The sequence below is a fragment of the Hymenobacter negativus genome, assembly GCF_017571495.1.
GTDB classification, from domain to species: domain Bacteria; phylum Bacteroidota; class Bacteroidia; order Cytophagales; family Hymenobacteraceae; genus Hymenobacter; species Hymenobacter negativus.
This window is the reverse complement of the sequence record NZ_JAGETZ010000001.1, coordinates 499,585-518,519: the sequence shown is the minus strand read 5'-3', so window position 1 is coordinate 518,519 and position 18,935 is coordinate 499,585. Positions and strand designations below refer to the sequence as shown.

At 59.0% G+C, this 18,935-nt stretch carries 17 protein-coding genes; 7 read left to right on the top strand and 10 right to left on the bottom strand.

Going from position 1 to position 18,935, the window contains the following annotated elements; translation table 11 throughout:
• Positions 1-20: 20 nt before the first annotated feature.
• The 5 genes from murG to ftsZ all read left to right on the top strand — a co-directional run bounded on the left by murG (position 21) and on the right by ftsZ (position 6,530).
• Positions 21-1,118 (top strand): undecaprenyldiphospho-muramoylpentapeptide beta-N-acetylglucosaminyltransferase, encoded by a 1,098-nt coding sequence (gene murG, locus J4E00_RS02225; protein WP_208173376.1) that lies wholly within the window; start codon positions 21-23, stop codon positions 1,116-1,118.
• A 74-nt stretch (positions 1,119-1,192) separates the two neighbouring features.
• Complete coding sequence (gene murC / locus J4E00_RS02220) at positions 1,193-2,590, top strand: UDP-N-acetylmuramate--L-alanine ligase (protein ID WP_213017897.1); 1,398 nt, start codon at positions 1,193-1,195, stop codon at positions 2,588-2,590.
• A gap of 97 nt (positions 2,591-2,687) precedes the next feature.
• Entirely contained in the window at positions 2,688-3,446 is a 759-nt protein-coding gene (locus tag J4E00_RS02215) for a cell division protein FtsQ/DivIB (RefSeq protein WP_208173375.1), read from the top strand.
• A gap of 84 nt (positions 3,447-3,530) precedes the next feature.
• Entirely contained in the window at positions 3,531-4,934 is a 1,404-nt protein-coding gene (gene ftsA, locus J4E00_RS02210) for a cell division protein FtsA (RefSeq protein WP_208173374.1), read from the top strand.
• Positions 4,935-5,045: 111 nt separating this feature from the next.
• Positions 5,046-6,530, top strand: a complete 1,485-nt coding sequence (ftsZ, locus tag J4E00_RS02205) for a cell division protein FtsZ (RefSeq protein ID WP_208173373.1) — start codon at positions 5,046-5,048, stop codon at positions 6,528-6,530.
• A gap of 56 nt (positions 6,531-6,586) precedes the next feature.
• Here ftsZ and J4E00_RS02200 read toward each other — a convergent pair whose 3' ends face one another.
• From J4E00_RS02200 to J4E00_RS02165, 8 genes are all read right to left on the bottom strand, one after another.
• Positions 6,587-7,144: a YdcF family protein gene (locus J4E00_RS02200; protein ID WP_208173372.1), complete on the bottom strand. Its 558-nt coding sequence runs from the start codon at positions 7,142-7,144 to the stop codon at positions 6,587-6,589.
• Between the two features lie 28 nt (positions 7,145-7,172).
• On the bottom strand, positions 7,173-8,246 hold the full coding sequence (locus J4E00_RS02195) for an acyltransferase family protein (RefSeq protein ID WP_208173371.1): 1,074 nt from the start codon (positions 8,244-8,246) through the stop codon (positions 7,173-7,175).
• Positions 8,247-8,394: 148 nt separating this feature from the next.
• Positions 8,395-9,129: a YebC/PmpR family DNA-binding transcriptional regulator gene (locus J4E00_RS02190; protein WP_208173370.1), complete on the bottom strand. Its 735-nt coding sequence runs from the start codon at positions 9,127-9,129 to the stop codon at positions 8,395-8,397.
• A gap of 145 nt (positions 9,130-9,274) precedes the next feature.
• Positions 9,275-9,772, bottom strand: coding sequence for a hypothetical protein (locus J4E00_RS02185; RefSeq protein WP_208173369.1), 498 nt, complete (start codon positions 9,770-9,772; stop codon positions 9,275-9,277).
• Positions 9,773-9,977: 205 nt separating this feature from the next.
• Positions 9,978-11,009, bottom strand: coding sequence for an MBL fold metallo-hydrolase (locus tag J4E00_RS02180; RefSeq protein WP_208173368.1), 1,032 nt, complete (start codon positions 11,007-11,009; stop codon positions 9,978-9,980).
• 61 nt (positions 11,010-11,070) lie between these two features.
• A complete protein-coding gene (locus J4E00_RS02175; RefSeq protein ID WP_208173367.1) occupies positions 11,071-12,453 on the bottom strand; it encodes a serine hydrolase in 1,383 nt (460 codons plus the stop codon).
• Between the two features lie 196 nt (positions 12,454-12,649).
• Complete coding sequence (locus tag J4E00_RS02170; protein ID WP_208173366.1) at positions 12,650-12,883, bottom strand: helix-turn-helix domain-containing protein; 234 nt, start codon at positions 12,881-12,883, stop codon at positions 12,650-12,652.
• A 15-nt stretch (positions 12,884-12,898) separates the two neighbouring features.
• Positions 12,899-13,561, bottom strand: coding sequence for a DUF2975 domain-containing protein (locus J4E00_RS02165; protein ID WP_208173365.1), 663 nt, complete (start codon positions 13,559-13,561; stop codon positions 12,899-12,901).
• A 305-nt stretch (positions 13,562-13,866) separates the two neighbouring features.
• Here J4E00_RS02165 and J4E00_RS02160 point away from each other — a divergent pair, with 305 nt between their 5' ends.
• The gene (locus J4E00_RS02160) at positions 13,867-14,676 is read left to right on the top strand and encodes a DUF4097 family beta strand repeat-containing protein (RefSeq protein ID WP_208173364.1); all 810 of its coding nucleotides are present in this window, start codon (positions 13,867-13,869) and stop codon (positions 14,674-14,676) included.
• 62 nt (positions 14,677-14,738) lie between these two features.
• On the opposite strand, the gene J4E00_RS02155 is transcribed toward J4E00_RS02160, so the two are convergent.
• The gene (locus J4E00_RS02155; protein ID WP_208173363.1) at positions 14,739-15,899 is read right to left on the bottom strand and encodes a PA14 domain-containing protein; all 1,161 of its coding nucleotides are present in this window, start codon (positions 15,897-15,899) and stop codon (positions 14,739-14,741) included.
• Between the two features lie 268 nt (positions 15,900-16,167).
• On the opposite strand from J4E00_RS02155, the gene J4E00_RS02150 reads away from it, so the two are divergent.
• On the top strand, positions 16,168-17,358 hold the full coding sequence (locus J4E00_RS02150) for a helix-turn-helix domain-containing protein (protein WP_208173362.1): 1,191 nt from the start codon (positions 16,168-16,170) through the stop codon (positions 17,356-17,358).
• A gap of 20 nt (positions 17,359-17,378) precedes the next feature.
• Here the strand turns inward: J4E00_RS02150 and J4E00_RS02145 are convergent, their stop codons facing one another.
• The gene (locus J4E00_RS02145) at positions 17,379-17,651 is read right to left on the bottom strand and encodes a hypothetical protein (protein ID WP_208173361.1); all 273 of its coding nucleotides are present in this window, start codon (positions 17,649-17,651) and stop codon (positions 17,379-17,381) included.
• Between the last annotated feature and the right edge of the window lie 1,284 nt (positions 17,652-18,935).

The following is an 18,935-nucleotide window of genomic DNA, read 5'->3' as shown; positions in this document are numbered from 1 at the left end:
AGCCCGACGCCCTGCTATCAATGACCAATTCCCCACTTCGTTTTATCATCTCCGGCGGCGGCACGGGCGGGCATATTTTCCCGGCGGTGGCCATTGCCAATGAGTTGCGTCGCCGTCTGCCAGAGGCTGAAATCTTGTTCGTGGGGGCCAATGGGCGCATGGAAATGACGCGCGTACCCGAAGCCGGCTACAAAATTGTGGGCCTTGATATTACGGGTTTGCAACGGCGTCTCACGCCGCAAAATCTGATGTTTCCGGTGCGTGTATTCCGCTCGGTGCGCAAAGCCGGCAAGCTGATTGAAGAGTTTCGGCCCGATGCGGTGGTAGGCGTGGGGGGCTACGCCTCGGCCCCGGTGCTGCTGGCCGCTACCTCGCGGGCCATTCCCTCGCTCATCCAGGAGCAGAACTCCTACGCTGGCTTGGTGAACAAGCTGCTGGCCAAGAGAGTGAATAAAATCTGCGTGGCCTACGACGGCATGGAGAAGTTCTTCCCTGCTGATAAGCTCGTTCTTACCGGCAACCCCGTCCGCACCGAAATTGCCAGCGGCAACCGCGTCGAAGCCCAGCGTTTCTTCGGTCTCGACCCCAGCAAGCAAACCCTGCTGGTAATTGGTGGCAGCCTCGGAGCCCGCACCCTCAACCAAGCTACGGCCGCTGCCCTGACACACCTGCGGGAAGCCGGCATCCAGCTGCTCTGGCAAACCGGCAAGCTCTACTTTCCCGAAGCCCAGCAGCAAGCCGACCAAGCCAACGGCTTGCACGCCCTCGAATTCATCCAACGCATGGACCTGGCCTACGCCGCCGCCGATGTCGTCATCAGCCGCGCCGGAGCCCTGTCCGTGTCTGAGCTATGCCTCACGGGCAAGGCCAGCATTCTGGTGCCCTCGCCCAACGTAGCCGAAGACCACCAGACCAAAAATGCCCTGGCGCTGGTTAGCAAAGGGGCCGCCGTGCTCATCACCGATGAGCACGCTCCCGCACGCCTCTACGACGAAGCCCTGCGCCTCCTCGCCGACCCCGAGCGTCAACAGCAGCTCAGCACCCGCGTGCGCGAGCTGGCCCGCCCCGATGCCACCATTACCATCGTCGACGAGCTGTTGAAGCTGGTAAAACGATAGATGGACAAACAGACCTAAAAGCACGTCGTGCTGTGCGCAGCACGACGTTTTGAGTAGCTATACCAAGCATAAAATTGAAGCAGTTTCCCTACGTTTTCTTTCTCGGCATCGGCGGCATCGGCATGTCGGCCCTGGCTCGTTGGTTTCAGGCCAATGGTCACCAGGTGAGCGGTTACGACAAGACCGAAACGCCCCTAACACAGGCGCTAAGCGCGGAAGGCATCGCGGTCCATTACGTTGATGCCGTCGATAACATCCCGCTTGAAGTCCGTGAAAACAGGGAGCAAACGCTGGTCGTGCTGACGCCGGCCATCCCAGCTGAAAGCGTGGAGTGGGCATGGCTGCGCGCCGAAGGCTTTGACATCCGGAAGCGCAGCCAGGTGCTGGGTGTGCTGACCCAAGGCCGCTACACCATCGCGGTAGCCGGCACCCACGGCAAAACCACCACCAGCAGCATGGTGGCGCACCTGCTGCACCACGCCGGCCTCGACGCCGGCGCTTTTCTGGGTGGCATCTCCGTAAACCTGGGCAACAACCTGCTGCTGCCGGCCAGCTCCGAAGCGCCCATCGTAGTAGAAGCCGACGAGTACGACCGCAGCTTCCTGACACTGTTTCCCGACGTGGCCATCGTCACGAGTACCGATGCCGACCACCTCGACATCTACGGCGACCAAAACGCGCTAATTGAGTCGTTTCGCCAGTTTGTGGCTCAGATTAAGCCCGGCGGCACGCTGCTCGTCAACCACACCGCGCACCCGAGCGTGGCCGCTGCCGTGCCGGCTGGCACCCGTGTCATCCGCTACGGTCTCAATCAGGAGCAGGGGCCCGAACTATTTGCTGCCAACATTACGGCGCAGGGCCACCAGTTTCATTTTGATTTGCAGGGCCCAAACGGGCCGGTAAATGACTTGGAATTGGCTGTGCCCGGCTTCCACAATGTAGAAAACATGCTCGCCGCTGCAGCAGTGGCGCAAATTCAGGGTGTAAGCGAAGCAAAAATGCGGGCTGCTGTAGCAGCGTACCAAGGCGTGAAACGGCGTTTTGAGTTCGTTGCGACCACGTCAGAAAATGTTTATTTAGACGATTACGCCCATCATCCACGCGAAATTGAGGCCTTCCTGCGTTCCGTCAGGGCACTGTATCCGGGCAAGCGGTTGCGCGTCGTTTTTCAGCCCCATCTTTTCACCCGTACCCGCGACTTTGCCGAAGGCTTTTCTAAAAGCTTAAGTATTGCAGATGAGGTGTTTTTGTTGGATATTTACCCAGCCCGCGAGAAGCCATTACCCGGCATCACCTCCGAAATTCTGCTGGCCGACATCACCGCGCCGACCAAGGCCATTGTCACCAAAGCGCAGGTGCTGGCCGCCGCCCAAACCGACAATTCCTTCGACGTGCTGGCCACAGTAGGAGCCGGCGACATCGATACACTAGTGCCCCAATTGAAACTGCTGCTCAGCGAGCGGTGGAAGTAATTGTCGCCCCTCAATCAACTGCCATGCTGCGCATTCTGCGAATCGAGCATAATGCGTAGCATGACAGGTATTCCATTTAACTAGCTCTCCCAATCCTTTGGACCGCACCGTTAGAAATTTACTTGTTGCTTCGGCCTGCCTGCTGGTGCTGATTGGGCTAGGCGTGTTTGCGGCAGTGCGCCAGGCCACGCGCCCGGTCGACTCCGTCAAGGTAAACATTGCCAACGAGTTCGATAATTATTTTATCAGCGAGCGCGGCGTTACGGCCCTGCTTACCAAGGGCGGCAAAGAGCCTGTGCTGGGCTCCCGTCCCGAAGGCCCGCGCCTGCGCGAACTAGAGGCCCGCCTGAAGGCTCATCCCTTCGTGCGCGACGCTCAGGTGTACCGCGACCTGGCCGGTAATCTGCATGCCGATGTGCGCCAGAACCGGCCCATTGCCCGCCTCACGCACTCCGACACCCGCCTCGATACCTACCTCGATGCCGAGGGCCATTCTCTGCCGCTTTCACCCTTGTTTACGGCCCGGGTAGCCACGGTAACACGGCCTGGAGGCGCCAGTGTGCCATCTGGATTTTTTCAAGATAGTGTCGGGAGGCGGTATCTAGAGTTTTTGCGCTACGTAGACGAGCATGAATTCTGGAAGGCCCAGGTTTCGGAGGTGTTTATTGAGCCGGGCGGCAAGCTGTCGTTCACGCAGCAGGTAGGCGACCAACGTATTGAATTCGGGCCGCCCGAAAATATTTCCGAAAAATTCGCTAAGCTTATGGTATTTTACCGTCAAATTCCGTCAGTTTTGGGGTGGGATACTTACCACCGCGTAAACGTCGAATACCAGAATCAGATTATTTGCGAATAGTAATTCGCTGAAACATAGGCTGTAAAGCCAAGAAAACTTACTTCCCAACCCACGCATCTTCACTGCTCGCCAGCACCGCTTCACATGCAACAAGACAAAATCGTCGTCGGGCTCGACATTGGTACCACAAAAATCTGTGCCCTAGTGGGCCGCAAAAACGAATTCGGTAAACTCGAAATCCTGGGCATGGGCAAAGCTGTGTCGGAAGGGGTTTCGCGCGGCATCGTGCTCAACATCGATAAAACAGTAGACGCCATTAAACGGGCCATTCGGCAGGCCGAAGAACAATCCGGAATTAGCATTGGAGTGGTAAACGTCGGCATTGCCGGCCAACATATCAAGAGTCTTCAGCACAACGGCAGCATCACCCGCAACTCGCACGACACTATCGGCCCGGACGACGTGGCCCGTCTCACGCAGGACATGTACCGCCTCGTGACCCAGCCCGGCTCCCAAATCATCCACGTGATGCCCCAGGACTACAAAGTAGACTACGAGGAAGGCATTTCCGACCCCGTGGGCTACGAAGGCGTGCGCCTGGAAGGCAATTTCCACATCATCACGGCCCAGAGCACGGCCATCAACAACATCAACAAATGCGTGACCAAGGCCGGCCTCGAAATCGCCGACCTGATTCTGGAACCGTTGGCCAGCTCCATGTCCATCCTCTCGGAAGAGGAGAAAGAAGCCGGCGTAGCCCTGATTGACATCGGTGGCGGTACCACCGATTTGGCTATCTTCAAAGATGGCATCATTCGGCACGCCGCGGTGCTGCCGTTCGGTGGCAACATCATCACGCAGGACATCAAAGCAGGCTGCAATGTGGCTCCCGGCCAAGCCGAGCAATTGAAAGTGAAGTTTGGCAAAGCCATTGCCCAGGAAGCCAGCGACTACGAAATCGTGAGCATCCCCGGCCTGCCCAACCGCGCGCCGAAAGAGGTATCGCTGAAAAACCTGGCGTACATCATCGAGGCCCGTATGTCGGAAATTATGGAACTGGTGTACGCCGAAATCTACCGCATGGGGCTGCACGACAAGCTGTCGGCTGGCATCGTGCTCACGGGCGGCGGTTCACAGCTCCAGAATTTGGAGCAGCTCACGGAGTACATCACGGGCCTCGATACCCGCATTGGCTACCCCAATCAGCACCTCGGCAAGAGCCGTATTGAAGCGGTGAAATCGCCAATGTATGCCACTACGGTGGGCCTCGTGCTGTCGGGCTACCACTCGCTCGACGAGCGTCAGGTATCGCGCCCCAGCTACGAAGAGGAGCAGCCCGTTGCACCTGCCTACTACGCCGCGCCAGTTGTGCCGCAGCCAGCCCCTGCGCCGGTTGTTGAAGCTCGTGCCGTAACACCGCCTGCTCCGGCCCCTGCGCCCACGCCAGCCAAGCCAAAGGAGCCCGGTGCTGCCAGCCGTTTCTTCAAGGACATCATCAGCCGCACCAAAGGCCTGCTGATTGACGATTACGACGATAAACAGTACTAAATCATTTAACAATTATCATTTATCATTTAACAGTTGACGTTCTTGGTTTTAGATGAATCCGTCTTTGCTGAAAATGTTAAATGTTAGCTGATAAATGTTAAATGAATTCATATGAATTACAAATTTGACATTCCCGCCCAGAACAAGTCCATCATCAAGGTGATTGGGGTTGGCGGCGGTGGCTCCAATGCCGTGAAGCACATGCACAAGCAGGGCATCAAGGACGTGGAGTTTATCATCTGCAACACCGACCACCAGGCGCTGCAAAGCTCTACGGTGCCCAATAAGCTGCAAATTGGCGTGGACCTGACCGAGGGCCTCGGCGCGGGTGCCAAGCCCGAACGCGGCCGCCAGGCCGCCATCGAGAGCAAGGAACAAATCCGCGACTTGCTCAACCACGGCACCAAAATGCTGTTCATTACGGCTGGGATGGGCGGCGGTACCGGCACAGGCGCGGCCCCGGTTATTGCGCAGGTTGCGCAGGAGCTGGGTATCCTGACCGTGGGCATCGTGACGGCTCCGTTCATGTTCGAGGGCAAGAAAAAGCGTCAGCAGGCTGAAGAAGGCATAAAGGCGCTGAGCGAGCACTGCGATACGGTGCTGGTAATTCTGAACGACAAGCTGCCCCAGATTTACGGTAACCTGACCATGGGCGCCGCCTTCGCGAAAGCGGATACGGTGCTGACCACGGCCGCCAAGTCCATTGCCGAAATCATCACGGTGACGGCCGATGTGAACGTGGACTTTGAAGATGTGAAAACGGTGATGAAGGACAGCGGAGCCGCCGTAATGGGCAGCAGCGTGACCGAAGGCGAAAACCGCGCCCGCCGCGCCGCCGAGGAAGCGCTGAACTCACCACTGCTCAACAACACCGACATTCACGGAGCACAGCGCATTCTGCTCTCCATCATGTCGGGCGTGGAGCACGAACTGGAAATGGACGAGCTGACGGAAATCACGGAGTACATCCAGGAGAAAGCCGGTCAGGACGCGGAAATGATTTTCGGGCACGGTGTGGATGACACACTGGGTCAGAGCATTCGGGTGACGGTAATTGCCACCGGATTTGCCCGCGAGGCCCATTCCATCACGACACCCACTGCGGGTGGTGCTAGTGAGCCTATTGTAGCTCCGGCCCCGGTAGCGACCACGCCTCAGCCAGATGCCGCCCCCACATCGGCTCCTACTACGGCTCCTTTCGTGCCCAGCTTTGGCAGCCCTGAGCCAGCCCGGGTGACATTTGACCTAAACGGCCCTTCGGCGCATACGGCGCCACCGCTGGCCGGCATCCCCGCCACGGCCCCCGGCGAGCCGGTTCTGACGTCGAACAACACGCCTGCCCCTGCGCCCGAAGCACACCGCCCGCGTCCTGCCATGGATGCCCAGGCGCTGGAGCGTCGCCGCCGCTTGCAGGAACTAAGCAACGGCCTGCCGCCCGAGGCAGTGGCCCAATACGACACGCCCGCTTACCTGCGCCGTCAGGTGAAACTGGAAAACGTAGAGCCCAGCTCGGCCCAGAACATTTCCCGGTTTAATTTATCAGATGATAATGAATTACTGGGCGATAACCGGTTTCTGCACGACAATGTAGACTAGTTAATTACTTTCTCGAATAAAAATGCCGCTACAGGACTTCTCTGTAGCGGCATTTTTTATTCGATGTAATAAGCAAGAAATTCACGTAGTAGGGAGTACGTATCCCTTGGTTCGAAATAGATAGGACTTATACTGCTGATATTAGCGAAGTGTTGTTTCCGGAATAACATTTTCGTTCTTGTCAAATGGAAATACTGGGAGACAATAATTACGCTTTTGAAGTGCAGGCTATCTTTTAATCGGAGCGTATTTTTTACGGTTGCAAGTGTGTTATCGCCATGGTTGTCAACAATTATTGCCGAATCAGGTACACCATTATTTGTCAAGAAGGCTTTCATTTTGTCGCCTTCCAGAAAACCTTCTTTCCCAAGGCCACCGCTGACGATTAGCTTTCTTGCTCTTCCATTTAAGTAGAGCTTTAATCCGCAATTCATCCGCTTCTTTAATCTGTTCGATAAAGTCCCGTCTTCGTTGACCTTATTGCCTAATATGACGGCGATATCGGCTATTTTGCCATCATCACTTAAGCCATCTATAATAGTATATGCGGAGTGAGTAAAGACCCAAAGCACGAGTACTAATAGAATCCATTTGAGAATAATATACGGTTTCATAAAATAATTTGGAATAGCTGTCGATGGCTTATGAATACGCCAGCCGGTCCTTCCACCTGTTCAACGGGGCCTCCAGCCAGTGCCAGGAGGCGGCGGCAAGCACCAGCAGAACCGGGGTGAGCAGTAGCACCGTAAGCCACGGGCTGAGCCAAAGCTGACGGGTTTCGGTGCCGGGAAAGAGGCGGAAGACGGCCCGTTGGTAGAACACCACCAGCAGCAAATGGTATAGGTAGCAACCATAGCTGCGCACGCCTACCCATTGGAGCGCTGGCGAGAGCAATAGGCGGGCACTACCGGTTAGGGTGCCTGCAGGCTGCTGGATAGCCCAGTTTAGGGTGAAGGCGGAGGCGAGGCTGCCGGCGCTGGTAGATACTAGCAACCAAGCTTCATGCGCGCCGCTCAGGTGGAGGGCTGCCCACAGGGCCGACCAACCAACCCAGGCCATTAGCACCCAGCGGCCCCGGGCAAGTTGCTGCACCCACGGCTGGTGCTCGATGAGGCTGAGCAGAGCCCCGAGAGCGAACATATCGAGGCAGGAGGGCAGCAGGACAAACACGAAATCGGACGTGACCCAGGTGGTCCAGACGATGCGGAAAACGAGGCTGGCTATGGCCACCACGAGCAGCCAGCCGGCTCGTCGGCCCACCACAGCCAACAGCAACGGCCAAAGCAAGTAGAATTGCTCATCAACGGCCATGGTCCAGTAGTGGCCCACGCCCTCGCCCCAGTGGTGGAGGCGGTAGAACAGCATGTTGGAAACCGGGAGCAGAAACCAGGCCGGGTACTCGCGCAGCGTGGCCAGGGGCAGCAATGCGCCGAGGGCCAAAGCCATATAATAGGGTGGCAGAATGCGCAGCATCCGCCGCTTGTAGAACGTGCCGAGCCGCTGCAGCCACGTGCCGGGCGCGCCCGGGTATACCTTTTTCTTCCAGATGATGCCCGAAATGAGGTAGCCGCTGAGGACGAAGAATGGGATGCGCCCCATCTCCCCAATGGGAAAAGGCGGACGGACCCAGTGCGCCAGGATGACCAACCACACGCAGATGGCCCGGATGCCATTGAGTCCGGGGCGATAGGCGAGGGGCGGGGCAGAAGGCAACATGGACGGCGGAAATAGGTTAAAAGAGAACGTCATGCTGAGCGGCACCGAAGCACCTCTACCGCAGAGGTAAATAGATTACCTGCGCGGTAGAGGTGTTTCGGTGCCGCTTAGCATGACGTTCTATGAAAGTGCTGAAGGGCCGCTGGCCTTAGCCCACGGTGTGGTACACGGCCTGCACGTCCTCGTCGTCTTCGAACTTCTCGATGATGGTCATGATTTCGTCGAGCTGCTCGTCGGTAAGGGTGACGGTGGTGTTGGGCACGCGCTGCAGGTTGACGCTGACCACATGGCGGCCCTGGGCTTCGAGTGCTTTCTGCATCTGGCCGAAATCGGTGAAGGCGGTTTCGACCACGATGTACTTGTGCTCGGCGCCGTGCTCGTCTTCCTCGGTGGTTTCGTACACGTCCTCAGCACCGAAGTCGATGAGCTCCAGCTCCAGCTCGTCACGGTCGAGGCCCTCGGCGGCCAGTTTGAATACGCCCTTGCGTGTAAAGGTGTAGTCGCTGCTGCCGGCGGTGCCCAGCGTGCCCTCGTTGCGGTTAAAGATGAGGCGCACGTTGCTCACGGTGCGGGTGGGGTTGTCGGTCGCAGTTTCGATGACGACGGCCACGCCGTGGGGCAGGTAGCCTTCGTACACCACTTCGGCGTAGTCTTTTTCCTCCTTGCTGCTGGCGCGCTTCACGGCGGCTTCCACCCGGTCTTTGGGCATGTTCACGCCTTTGGCATTCTGCATGGCGGCACGCAGGCGGGCGTTGGTGTCGGGGTTGGGGCCGTTTTCCTTCACGGCCATCACGATTTCTTTGCCGATGCGGGTGAAGTCTTTCGACATTTTATCCCACCGCTTCATTTTGCGGCCTTTGCGAAATTCGAATGCGCGTCCCATGTGCTGTGACTGAGTAACTGAGTAATTGAATGAATAAAGGGCGCGAAGCCAGCGCTGCGCGGGGTTTGCCACAAAAGTTTGGGCGAAACGGGCCGCAAGTTAGCCAGAAGGCGCGGGGGGAGCCAAATGCCAACCGCAGCTAGGGCTAGCGGCGCCGCTTTTTGCTGATATTAACGGCAGGGGCTTTCGGCTGAGGCTCGGGAGCTACCAGCTCGTACACGCCCCGGTTGCCGGCGGGGTAGCCCAGGATGGTGATGATGAGCTGCCGCGTGGTGGGGTTGAAGCGGAAGGTGCCGCGCTGCACATCAGCCCCTTTCTGGTCGCGGAAGGCAAAGCGGATGCTGTCGCCGGTCAGGGTGAAAGTGCCGTCCTGCTTGAACAGCATCGGGCCGTTGTTGCCCGCGATGCTGAGGCGCTTGGCGTAGCTACCCGTCGAATTCAGGGTGAGGGTGCCGCCCACACCGCGCACCACCGTGGGCGGGTCGGTGCTGGTGGTGTCGTACACGGTGTAGGCCGTATAGGTGTAGGTGGTAAAAAAGTTGGGCAGGGGCCGGGCCGTTTGGGCACGGGCAGTTCCGGAAAGCAGCGCTATTAGTAACAAGGCACTACCGGTCGGCATCGAATGCAAAAGGAAACAGCGCATCAAGAGTTGGCAAGGGTGAAGTCACGGCGAAGCGGTGCCCGAAGGTAGCTGGAGCAGCGCTTGGAGAAGAATTGGCTTCCTGACAAACACAGTGCCTGATACGCAGGAGACAGTGTCATCTTACACGCAGAAGAGGTGTTCCGAAGCCCACCCTGGGATTTGGAACACCTCTTCTGCGTGTAAGGGCGCTTTATTACCCGTCAGGCTAGCTGCCCACGCCGCCCCGATACAGCGGAGGCGGAGGCGTGGGCGACTGGTAGCCGCCAGCTCTTTTAGATGCTGCTTTGTAAGCTTGCTGATACTTCTTCGATGCCTTGATACTGGCGCTTTTGCGCCGGCCGCCAGTGAGCAACCAGGCCGCACCCGCTGCCAGAATACCGGTGCCGATGATGGCCGCCTGCATCGGCAGCTTATCCTTGGGTGCGGGCGGCAGGTGCTCCACGCCGCTGGCATCGGTGCGGGCGGGCTCGCTCACGTAGCGGCCGTGCGCTGGAATAGGGTAATTATCGGCCAGTGCTTGCAGGCCAGCGGCGGCTTGCGGGCCGATGATGACCGGGCCGTGGCCGCAGCCAATGGCTTTTGGTGCCAGCGCAGCCAGGGTTTGGACAGACTGACGGGCGGCTTCCCAATCGTAGTTAAACGGTGTGCCGGCGCGGCTGATTTTGGGCAAGCCCAGCAACACGGCGGGTACTGAGTCGTGGTGGCAGGTGGCAAAAGCATCACCGCCAATCAACACCCGGTCGGCTTCGCGGAAGAAGGCCAGTTGGCCCGGTGCGTGGCCTGGCACGTGGAACCAACGCCAATTCATAAGGAATGGGGTGGACGGGTCGTCGGCATCAAGGGCCTGCACGCGGCCTTCAAGGTTGGGCAGCTGCGAGGGGAAAAAGCGGCTCATGAAGGCCAGCGAGCCGCCCACGGTGGGGTCGCGGGGCGGGTACTGGGCTTGGCCCGTCACGTAGGGCAGTTCCAGCGGGTGCACGATGACGGGCACGTTCCAGTGGTCGGCCAGCTCCTTGGCCGAGCCGAGGTGGTCGAGGTGGCCGTGGGTGAGGATGATGGCTTCGGGATGAGAGCCGGGGTAGAACAGCTTGTCGGCGGCGTCGAGGATGGTTTTCTTGCTGCCGGGCAACCCGGTATCAATAAGGACCCACTCGCCGGGCGTGCCGGTTTCGACGAAGTAAACGTTGACAAAGCGCTGAATGCGCAGCTGGGTGACGCCGGCGGCTAGGGTATCCATAGGATTTGCGAAGAGGTTGGTGGAGTCCGGCTTTACGCAGATTTTGCCCGTGGGATATGTTTTACTCCACTTTGGCCCCCGGCGAATCCTGGCCACCCTGGTGCAGAATCAGCTTTTCGACGGCGCCGCTGGTGCTTTTCACAAATTCAACCTCGGCCGCTATGCCTTGCACGGTGAAGCGGGTGGGCGACGTAGCCATCAACGCAAACGGCTGCTGCCCGGTAGCTTGCGCCGAAAGCTGGCTGCCTTGCGCTTTCACCGTGATGAAGAAAGTAGGCGACAGCTGGTACTTGCCCACGTAGGGCACCAGGGCAGCGGCATCCAAGGCAATGGTTTTGGGCGCGGTGGGCTCCGGCTTGGGGCCGGTGGTGGGCCGGTGGTAGAGCACGCGCAGCAGGTCCATGCTCACTTCTTTCACGTGCGGGCCGCCTTCGTTGTCGAGCACTACCACCAGCCGGCGGTCCTGCGGGGCCCGCAGCAGGTAGGTGCCGAAGCCGTTGACGTGGCCGCTGTGGCCCAGCAGCGCCACGGTGTCTTTGCCCACCACGGCTTTCGAGGCCACCCAGGCATAGGCGTAGTCACTCTTGAAGGGCTTGAAGAGAAGTGCCTTGCCAGCTTCAGACAGCAATTGTGTGGTGTACAGTGCCTGGTCCCACTTATATAGGTCGTTGACGGTGGAGTACAGCGAACCGGCCGCGTAGGGCACCGTCATGTCGATATATGTTGTGTTATAGATAACGCCGGTCGAGGCTTTGTCGTAGCCAGCCGCCCGCTTGGGTAGGATGTTTTCAGCCAGGTCGTAGCCGGTATCCTGCATGTGCAGGGGCTGCAGAATATTCTCGGTGAGCACCTGCGTGTAGGTTTTACCCGTTACTTTTTCGATGATGGTACCGAGCAGAAAGTACCCCGAATTGCTGTAGTGGAAGGACGAGCCCGGCTCAAATTCCAGCGGCAATTCGGAAAAGGTGCGCAGAAAGGCGGTGGGCGTAGTGGGCAGAACACTGGCCGCTTCAAAATTGGGTTGAGATGTGTAGTTCGGAATGCCCGAAGTGTGCGTGAGCAAGTGGTGAATGGTGATTTTATCGCCGTTGGCCTTGGGATAATCGGGCAGGTAGTCGGTGATGTGAGCCTCGAGCTTCAGCTTGCCCTTCTCCACCAATTGCATCACCAGCATGGAGGTAAATTGCTTGGTGAGCGAGCCCAGCCGGAACTTGGTGTCGGCCGCGTTGGGCTGGCTCCATTCGCGGTTGGCCAGGCCGTAGCCTTTGGTGAAGACGACTTTGCCGTGGTCCGCCACCAGCACCGTGCCATTGAACTGGCCAGCCTTAGCGTAGGACGCAGCCAGCGCATCAAGTTGCTTGGGCAGGCTTTGGGCCTGGGCGCGGGCAGGCAGTTGGAGCAGGAGGGAGGTGACGAGAAGCGAGCAGAAAAAAGGAGTTTTCATGGAGTGATGGAAAATGAAATGTGGAATTTGGGCTTTGAATATGTGTGACGTTCGCGCTGGTGACATTAGGAACTTCACCCCCGGCCCCTCTACAAAAGAGAGGGGAACCTGACGATTTTCGTCCAGCGCATTTTCGGTCCCCCCTTCGCGGGAAAGGGGCCGGGGGTGAGGTTTCGTCTGGACGACTGCATCAACTCTACCCGTCGTCGTGCGTAATTGGGCCATCGCCGGGCACGTACTCCAGCAGGTCGCCGGGCTGGCAGTCCAAGGCCTTGCAGATGGCTTCGAGGGTGGAAAAGCGCACGGCCTTGGCCTTGTCGCTTTTGAGGATGGACAGGTTGGCGAGGGTGATGTCGACGGCGGCGGCCAGGGTGCTGAGCGACATCTTGCGTCGGGCCAGCATCACATCGAGGCGAACGATAATGGGCATATAATCAGGGATGAATTAGACCGTAAATTCGGCATCTTCGGCCAGTTCCACACCGCGCTGGTAACCCGTGGCGATGATGAGCAGCAGCAAGCCAATCAGCCAGTTGGATACTAAGGAAGTGCCGAACTGCGTAACCGGCGTGAGGCCGGCGGCACTGGCGGGAGCCACCGTGGCCAGGTAGTGGCCTATCCACCAGGTGGCCGTCCAGTGGTACACGTCGCAGGCAATGAGCAGCCCGCCCAGCCAGCGCAGCCGCCGCACGTTGGTCGGCGTGAAGGGCGCGCCGGGCCTGATGTCGCGCAGAATCCGAAACACCAGTACGGAAAAGAGCAGCGCGGCCAGCACGTAGGGCACGGGCTGCGGCTGCGAGCTCACCAGGCGCAGCAGCAGGCGGGTGGCGGGGTTGGGCTCGCGGTGTACCAGGCTGCCGGTGCTGGCCCGCCGCACGTACTGGCTGGGCTGGCCGGTCAGCACCTGTTCCTCAATGGTGCGTAGGGTTTGGTGGGGCGTGGCGGCGGGGGCAGCTTGGCGCACGTTCAGCGTCACTACATCGCCGGGCTGCACTGGGGCAAACAGGGCCAGAAAGAGGTAGAACGCCAGCGCAAGGGCCCCGGCAATGCTGGTGAGCAGAAAGGTGAATTGCAAAAACCGGATGATGACTGCGTTCAGGGATTTCATGTGTGAGCCAGAATAAGGGAGTGGTGTTTGAATGGCTCAAAGGAAATTGGTTTTTATCGAAAAACAATAAATAATATCTGTTTTAAGGAAAATATTTTTTGCTAATCGGTTGTGCTGTCCGCTGCTGGGTGCTGGCCGTGCCACTGGGGGAACCAGCAGCAATAGATTGGAATGGGCAGCCCGAAAAAATAATGGCAGGCCCTGTAACGAATCAATGAAAAGCCGGTACCCCTTCCATCAAAACCGGGCAAGCAACCGTTCGTCCCGGCCTCCCAATTAACCGCCAACCCTTCTTTCCCAATCTCATGAAACTCCTGCTTTCTGCACTGGCGCTGGCATGCAGCACCCTCTCGGCCGCCGCCCAAACCGAGCCCCCATTCAAAACCACCTGCGACAATGGCGGCAACTGGGGCCACAGCAAGCCCCTGAAAGGCTTCTGCGAAACCCGCGACCTGACCATGAGCGCCCCCGCCGGCCAGCCCCTCACCGTGAGCGCCGACCCCAATGGCGGCATCACCGTGCACGGCTGGGATGGCCCCAACGTCCGCATCCGGGCCAAAGTCCAGACCTGGTCCGACACCGAGGCCGAAGCCACCACCCGCGCCAAGCGCATCACCATCGCCACCGCCAACAACACCCTGCGCGCCACCGACCCGGAAAAAGAAAAGAACTGGAGCGTGAGCTACGAAATTTTCGTGCCCCGCGCCACTGCCCTGGCTCTCAACACTGTGAACGGCGGCATCAGCCTCGACAACCTCAATGCTGCCATCACATTCGAAACCACAAACGGCGGCGTGAACCTCGCCAATCTGGGCGGTAGCGTGAAAGGCGAAACCACCAACGGTGGCGTCAACATCACGCTCAGTGGCAGCAAGTGGGAGGGCAAAGGCCTCGACGTGGCCACCACCAACGGTGGCATCCGCTGGAAACTGCCTCGCGCGTATTCGGCCCAGCTCTACACCAGCACCAACATGGGCGGCATTCGCACGGCCTTGCCGGTCACGAAATCGGGCATGTTCCACAAGGAAGTGACGACCAGCCTCGGCCAGGGCGGCGCCCCGGTACGCGCCGTAACTACGAATGGCGGTATCGACGTGAGCCAGGAGCGGGACTGAACGACGTAGGGGCGGGGCTTGCCCCTGCCCGATGGTCGAACGACATATGCGGATTCAGACTGCTACGGCAGCGGCTGGAGCACCACCCGCCGGTTGTGGACCCGCAGGCCGGGCACTTGGTTATCGGCCACCGGGCGGGTACCGCCAAAGCCCACGGCTTGCAAACGGTCACTGGCAATGCCGTGGTTGACCAAATAGCGCCGCACGGCTTCGGCCCGCTGCTGGGAGAGCCGCCGGTTCAAGGTCGAGTCGCCCTGGTTGTCGGTGTGGCCCTGCACTTGCAGCCGCAATGCCGGGGTTTGCGCCAGTACCGTGGCCAGTGTATCGAGGCAGGCGGCGGATGAGGGCAGCAAATCGGCCTTGCCCTGCGCAAAGTAGAGGGCCCGCAGCGTAACCGCCTGCCCGCTCCCAAGCTGATTCATAAGACCAACCGGTGGCCCGGCCACGGCGGCCAGCGGCGCAACTACAACCGGCGGCACGGCGGGCACAAGACGGGGCCTGCTAAGCGCCGGAACCGCTGTGGGGCGGGGAGGCGGCCGGCGAACGGCGACGGTAGGGAGTAGGGACGACGTAGCCTTGCGCGGGCTCGCCATCGGGGCCACTTTGGGGCCTGGCGTCACAGGGGGCGCTATAGGCACTGCGGGATTATGGCTGAAAAGGTAGCGCGTGGGAATGGTACTGGCGTGCGGCTGCGATGCCGTGAGCCCCCAGAGCGTGCGCCAAGAGGAGGCGCTGCTATCGGCGCGGGCGAGCTGCGCGGGCTGCACCCACCCCAGCCAGCCGCAGGAGTAGGAGCCGTACTGGCAATAGTCGAAGCGTAGGGCGTAGGCGTGCCCGGCGCGCAGGTCCACGTCCACCTTATACGTCTGAGGGGGCTGGCCGCGCCATTCGTCGAGTAGCTGGCGGCCATCGAGCCACAGTCGGGCGCCATCATCTACGGTGATGTAGAGCACGTAATGCCCGCTGGCCGGGGGGCGCAGCCAGCCCGTCCAGCGCGCCGAGTAGTCGTTGACCGGAACGCCCTCGGCCGGCGACTCTTGTCGCAGCTTGAAGTCGATGACCGCATCGACCTGGCGTAGGCGAAAGTGCTCAAAGTTGCGCCCTTCGTAATAATCGCCCTGCAAGCCGTCGCCCACGGGGGACGTTGCTGGTTGCGCAGCCAATGGCTGCCACGCAAGGGCTGCCAGCCATATACTTAGGAGTAGTGGAAGAGGCCACTTCATAACAGTGGTGCAAAAAGCAAGGGGGGGGTAAAGTAGATAGACTTAGCGACGGGTTTGGCCCGTTCGTCTGCCCCGAATGTCCGCTGCCACTCGGTCAGCAGCGTTCCATGCTATCCAATCGAACGCATTGACAGCTGGCCAAACGCGGCGCACATGGGCACGGCGGGTATCTTGCAGCCCGTACCGGAGGCTAGCTTGCCCGCTCACAGGCAGTCAGCGACAGCGCGTTGCCGGGTACCCGTTTCGTCCGCTTTTTCGTTGTCTGCTTATGCTGTACACCCTTGCCTGTGGTAGTGTCTTTCTGTTGGCCTTCCTGGCTTTTGCCAATCCGATGAAGGTGAACGTGCTGGCCAACCGGTGGCTTGGCTTGTTCCTGTTTTGTCTGGGCTGCACCTTACTGGGGCGGGCCCTACCCGGGACAGCCGCTGTGGTGCACTACCCAAAACTACCCGGGCTGCTGGAACTCACCCAACTGGCCATGGCGCCGGCGCTGTACCTGAGCGCGGTGCTGTTTACCGCTCCGCAACGTGATTTCCGGCCTACCGACGCGCTGCATTTTCTGCCTTGGCTGCTGTTCCTGTGCTACCTCACGCCGCTTCTGCTGCCAGGCCAGCCCCCAGGGCAACTACCGCTGCCGGGCTGGGCCGCTCTGCTGCTGCGAAACCTGATTTTTGCATCCACCAAGGTGCAGGCCGTGGCGTACTGGGTGGCGGCTTATGTTTGCCTGGTTCGGCACCAACGCCACATTCGCCGGGTGGCGTCGCAGCTGGAATACATCAATTTGCAGTGGTTGCGGCATGTACTTTGGGGCTTGGCAGTGCTCGTGCTGCTGTGGATGAACGAGCTGTTTCTGCACCTCGGCTGGGCGCTGGCCCTCACGCCGGTGAGTTACCTGGTGGCCGTTTATTACGTGGCGTATTGCGCCCTGCGGCAGCGGGAGGTGTTCGCCTTCCCGGCGCCCGCGCGGGCCGAGTTGCAGGAGCTGCTGCAGGAAGCCGACGCCCCGCTCGCCGAGCCCGACGTGCCAGCCCGGCAGCCGCGCCTCTCGGCTACCCAGCTGCAGTACTGGCAGGAGCGCCTGCGGCAGCTGCTGGCCACCGAAAAGGTGTATCTGGAAGCCGACCTGGGCCTGCCCGGCCTGGCGCAAAAAGCCGGCCTCACCACCCACGAGCTGTCGTTTGTGCTCAACGAAGGCTTCGGAGTCAACTTCTTTCAGTTCATCAACGGCTACCGCGTGGAGGAGGCAAAGCGGCTGCTGGCTTCGGCGCAGCACCAGCACCTGAGCATGGTGGGCATTGCGTTCGAGGCAGGGTTCAGCTCAAAGACGACCTTCAACACCACGTTCAAAAAGGTGACGGGCCTTTCGCCCAGCCAGTTTGTGCAGGCGCAACGAGCCGGGACTACTCCGTCGGCGGAATCGCCTGGCGACCTGCTGCCCCCAATCGGGGCGGCTGGATAAGCTCGAACGCCGGGCCCATCTCAGCAGCCGCAGCTGAAATCCGGGTAGTCCGAATACCCTGGCGCCTGCTTGTCGTCGATGCGGATGAGGTGGTCGAGGCGGATTTCCTCGCCCGATTTCAGGCGCATGTACTCCACTTTATCGCGGATGAAGAGCGTGTCAATCACGCCTGATTCCATACACAGCTGGCGCAGGTCGTTGAAGTATTGCAGGGCCACGCGGCGGCGCAGGGTGGCAGCAGCTTCCAACTCGTCGTAGAAGTTGCAGTCGATGGGTTTATATTCGGTGCTCATAGAGAGCAACAGGTCCTCGCATAAGGTTGTTACTTGTGAGCAAATTAAAAGCATTAGTATGAGATATATGTACGCAGCCTGTGGGCTAACCTCGCTGTTATTTCATGCGTCGCCAACGATAGCACAGAGCCCAACTACACAGATTAGCACAGTGGGTACGTCGGTGGCACTGCCCCTGTTTGCAACGATAAACGTATTGCCGCAACGACTTGTGGACGAAGACTCAATTAATCGATTAAGCTATGCTCGCAACCACATCCGTACTGTTACGGTCAGGCGCAAAGTAGAACCGTTTGGCCCGGATACTGCCGAGTATTTTGAGCTGGACCGTCGGGGTAATAAAATTCGCATCGACCAACCACACGGTGGGCAAAGCCGGCGGCAAAGCTTCGACAAAGCGGGGCATTTGGTTGAAGTAATTTTAACAGCGACACCGGGGTATCCCATCAGTTCACGAATTGTGTACGACCCGAGAACCAACGTACACACTACTTACGTCACTGTACGAGATGCTGCCCCAGTGCTATGGCAGCAAGTTCAGGAGTCCCATCGCGGTGATACGCTTGTAACAGAAGCGCTTTTTCAGCCGGTGCCAAACTTGGAGACCGGGTCTGTGCGGCGCCTTACTTACCATACTTATCCCACGGGCCAAGACACGATGCGCTGGGAAATAACTGGCTACAATACCACAGACCAGCTTACCAGTTTTAGTGCAATGTAATTTATCCGAAAGAAAAGGCAAGTAGTTGAAAATGGTGACCTTGTATTTGCGTCAACGCCAAAGCAAGGGGAGGCAAAACAACCCGTGCCAGCTGCAAAATTACTGCGGGAGAGTAGACAGGAGCGAGGACGATATATACCCAACAACTTCAAAAGCTACGACCAATATGGCCGGCTTGTCCAAATCACCACCAGGCAAGCGCCCGACCCCATAAATGCTAAAACCAATACAAAAAGCTCTGCTGATGGTAGGATGACGATAAAGTCGGTAGCCAGTCCAGTAATTGGTTCTATTACGCATTATACTCGCACTCCCGACGGACGCATCAAGCGGGAAGACAGGAGCTACGAGCTGCTGCCAGATGCTACAGGCTATGGGGTAACTAAAGGGCTATTTAAGCCCACCTTTATAGAGTATGAGTACAGCGGCAAAGGTTTGCTTATGCGTAAAATCGACCATGGTAGCAATAATGGCCAAATAACTGTTTATGAGGTAGAATATACTTACTTCTGATTCAGTGCAGAGGAAGGCAAGTCAGCTTCAGCAAGAAATACCTGTGGCAG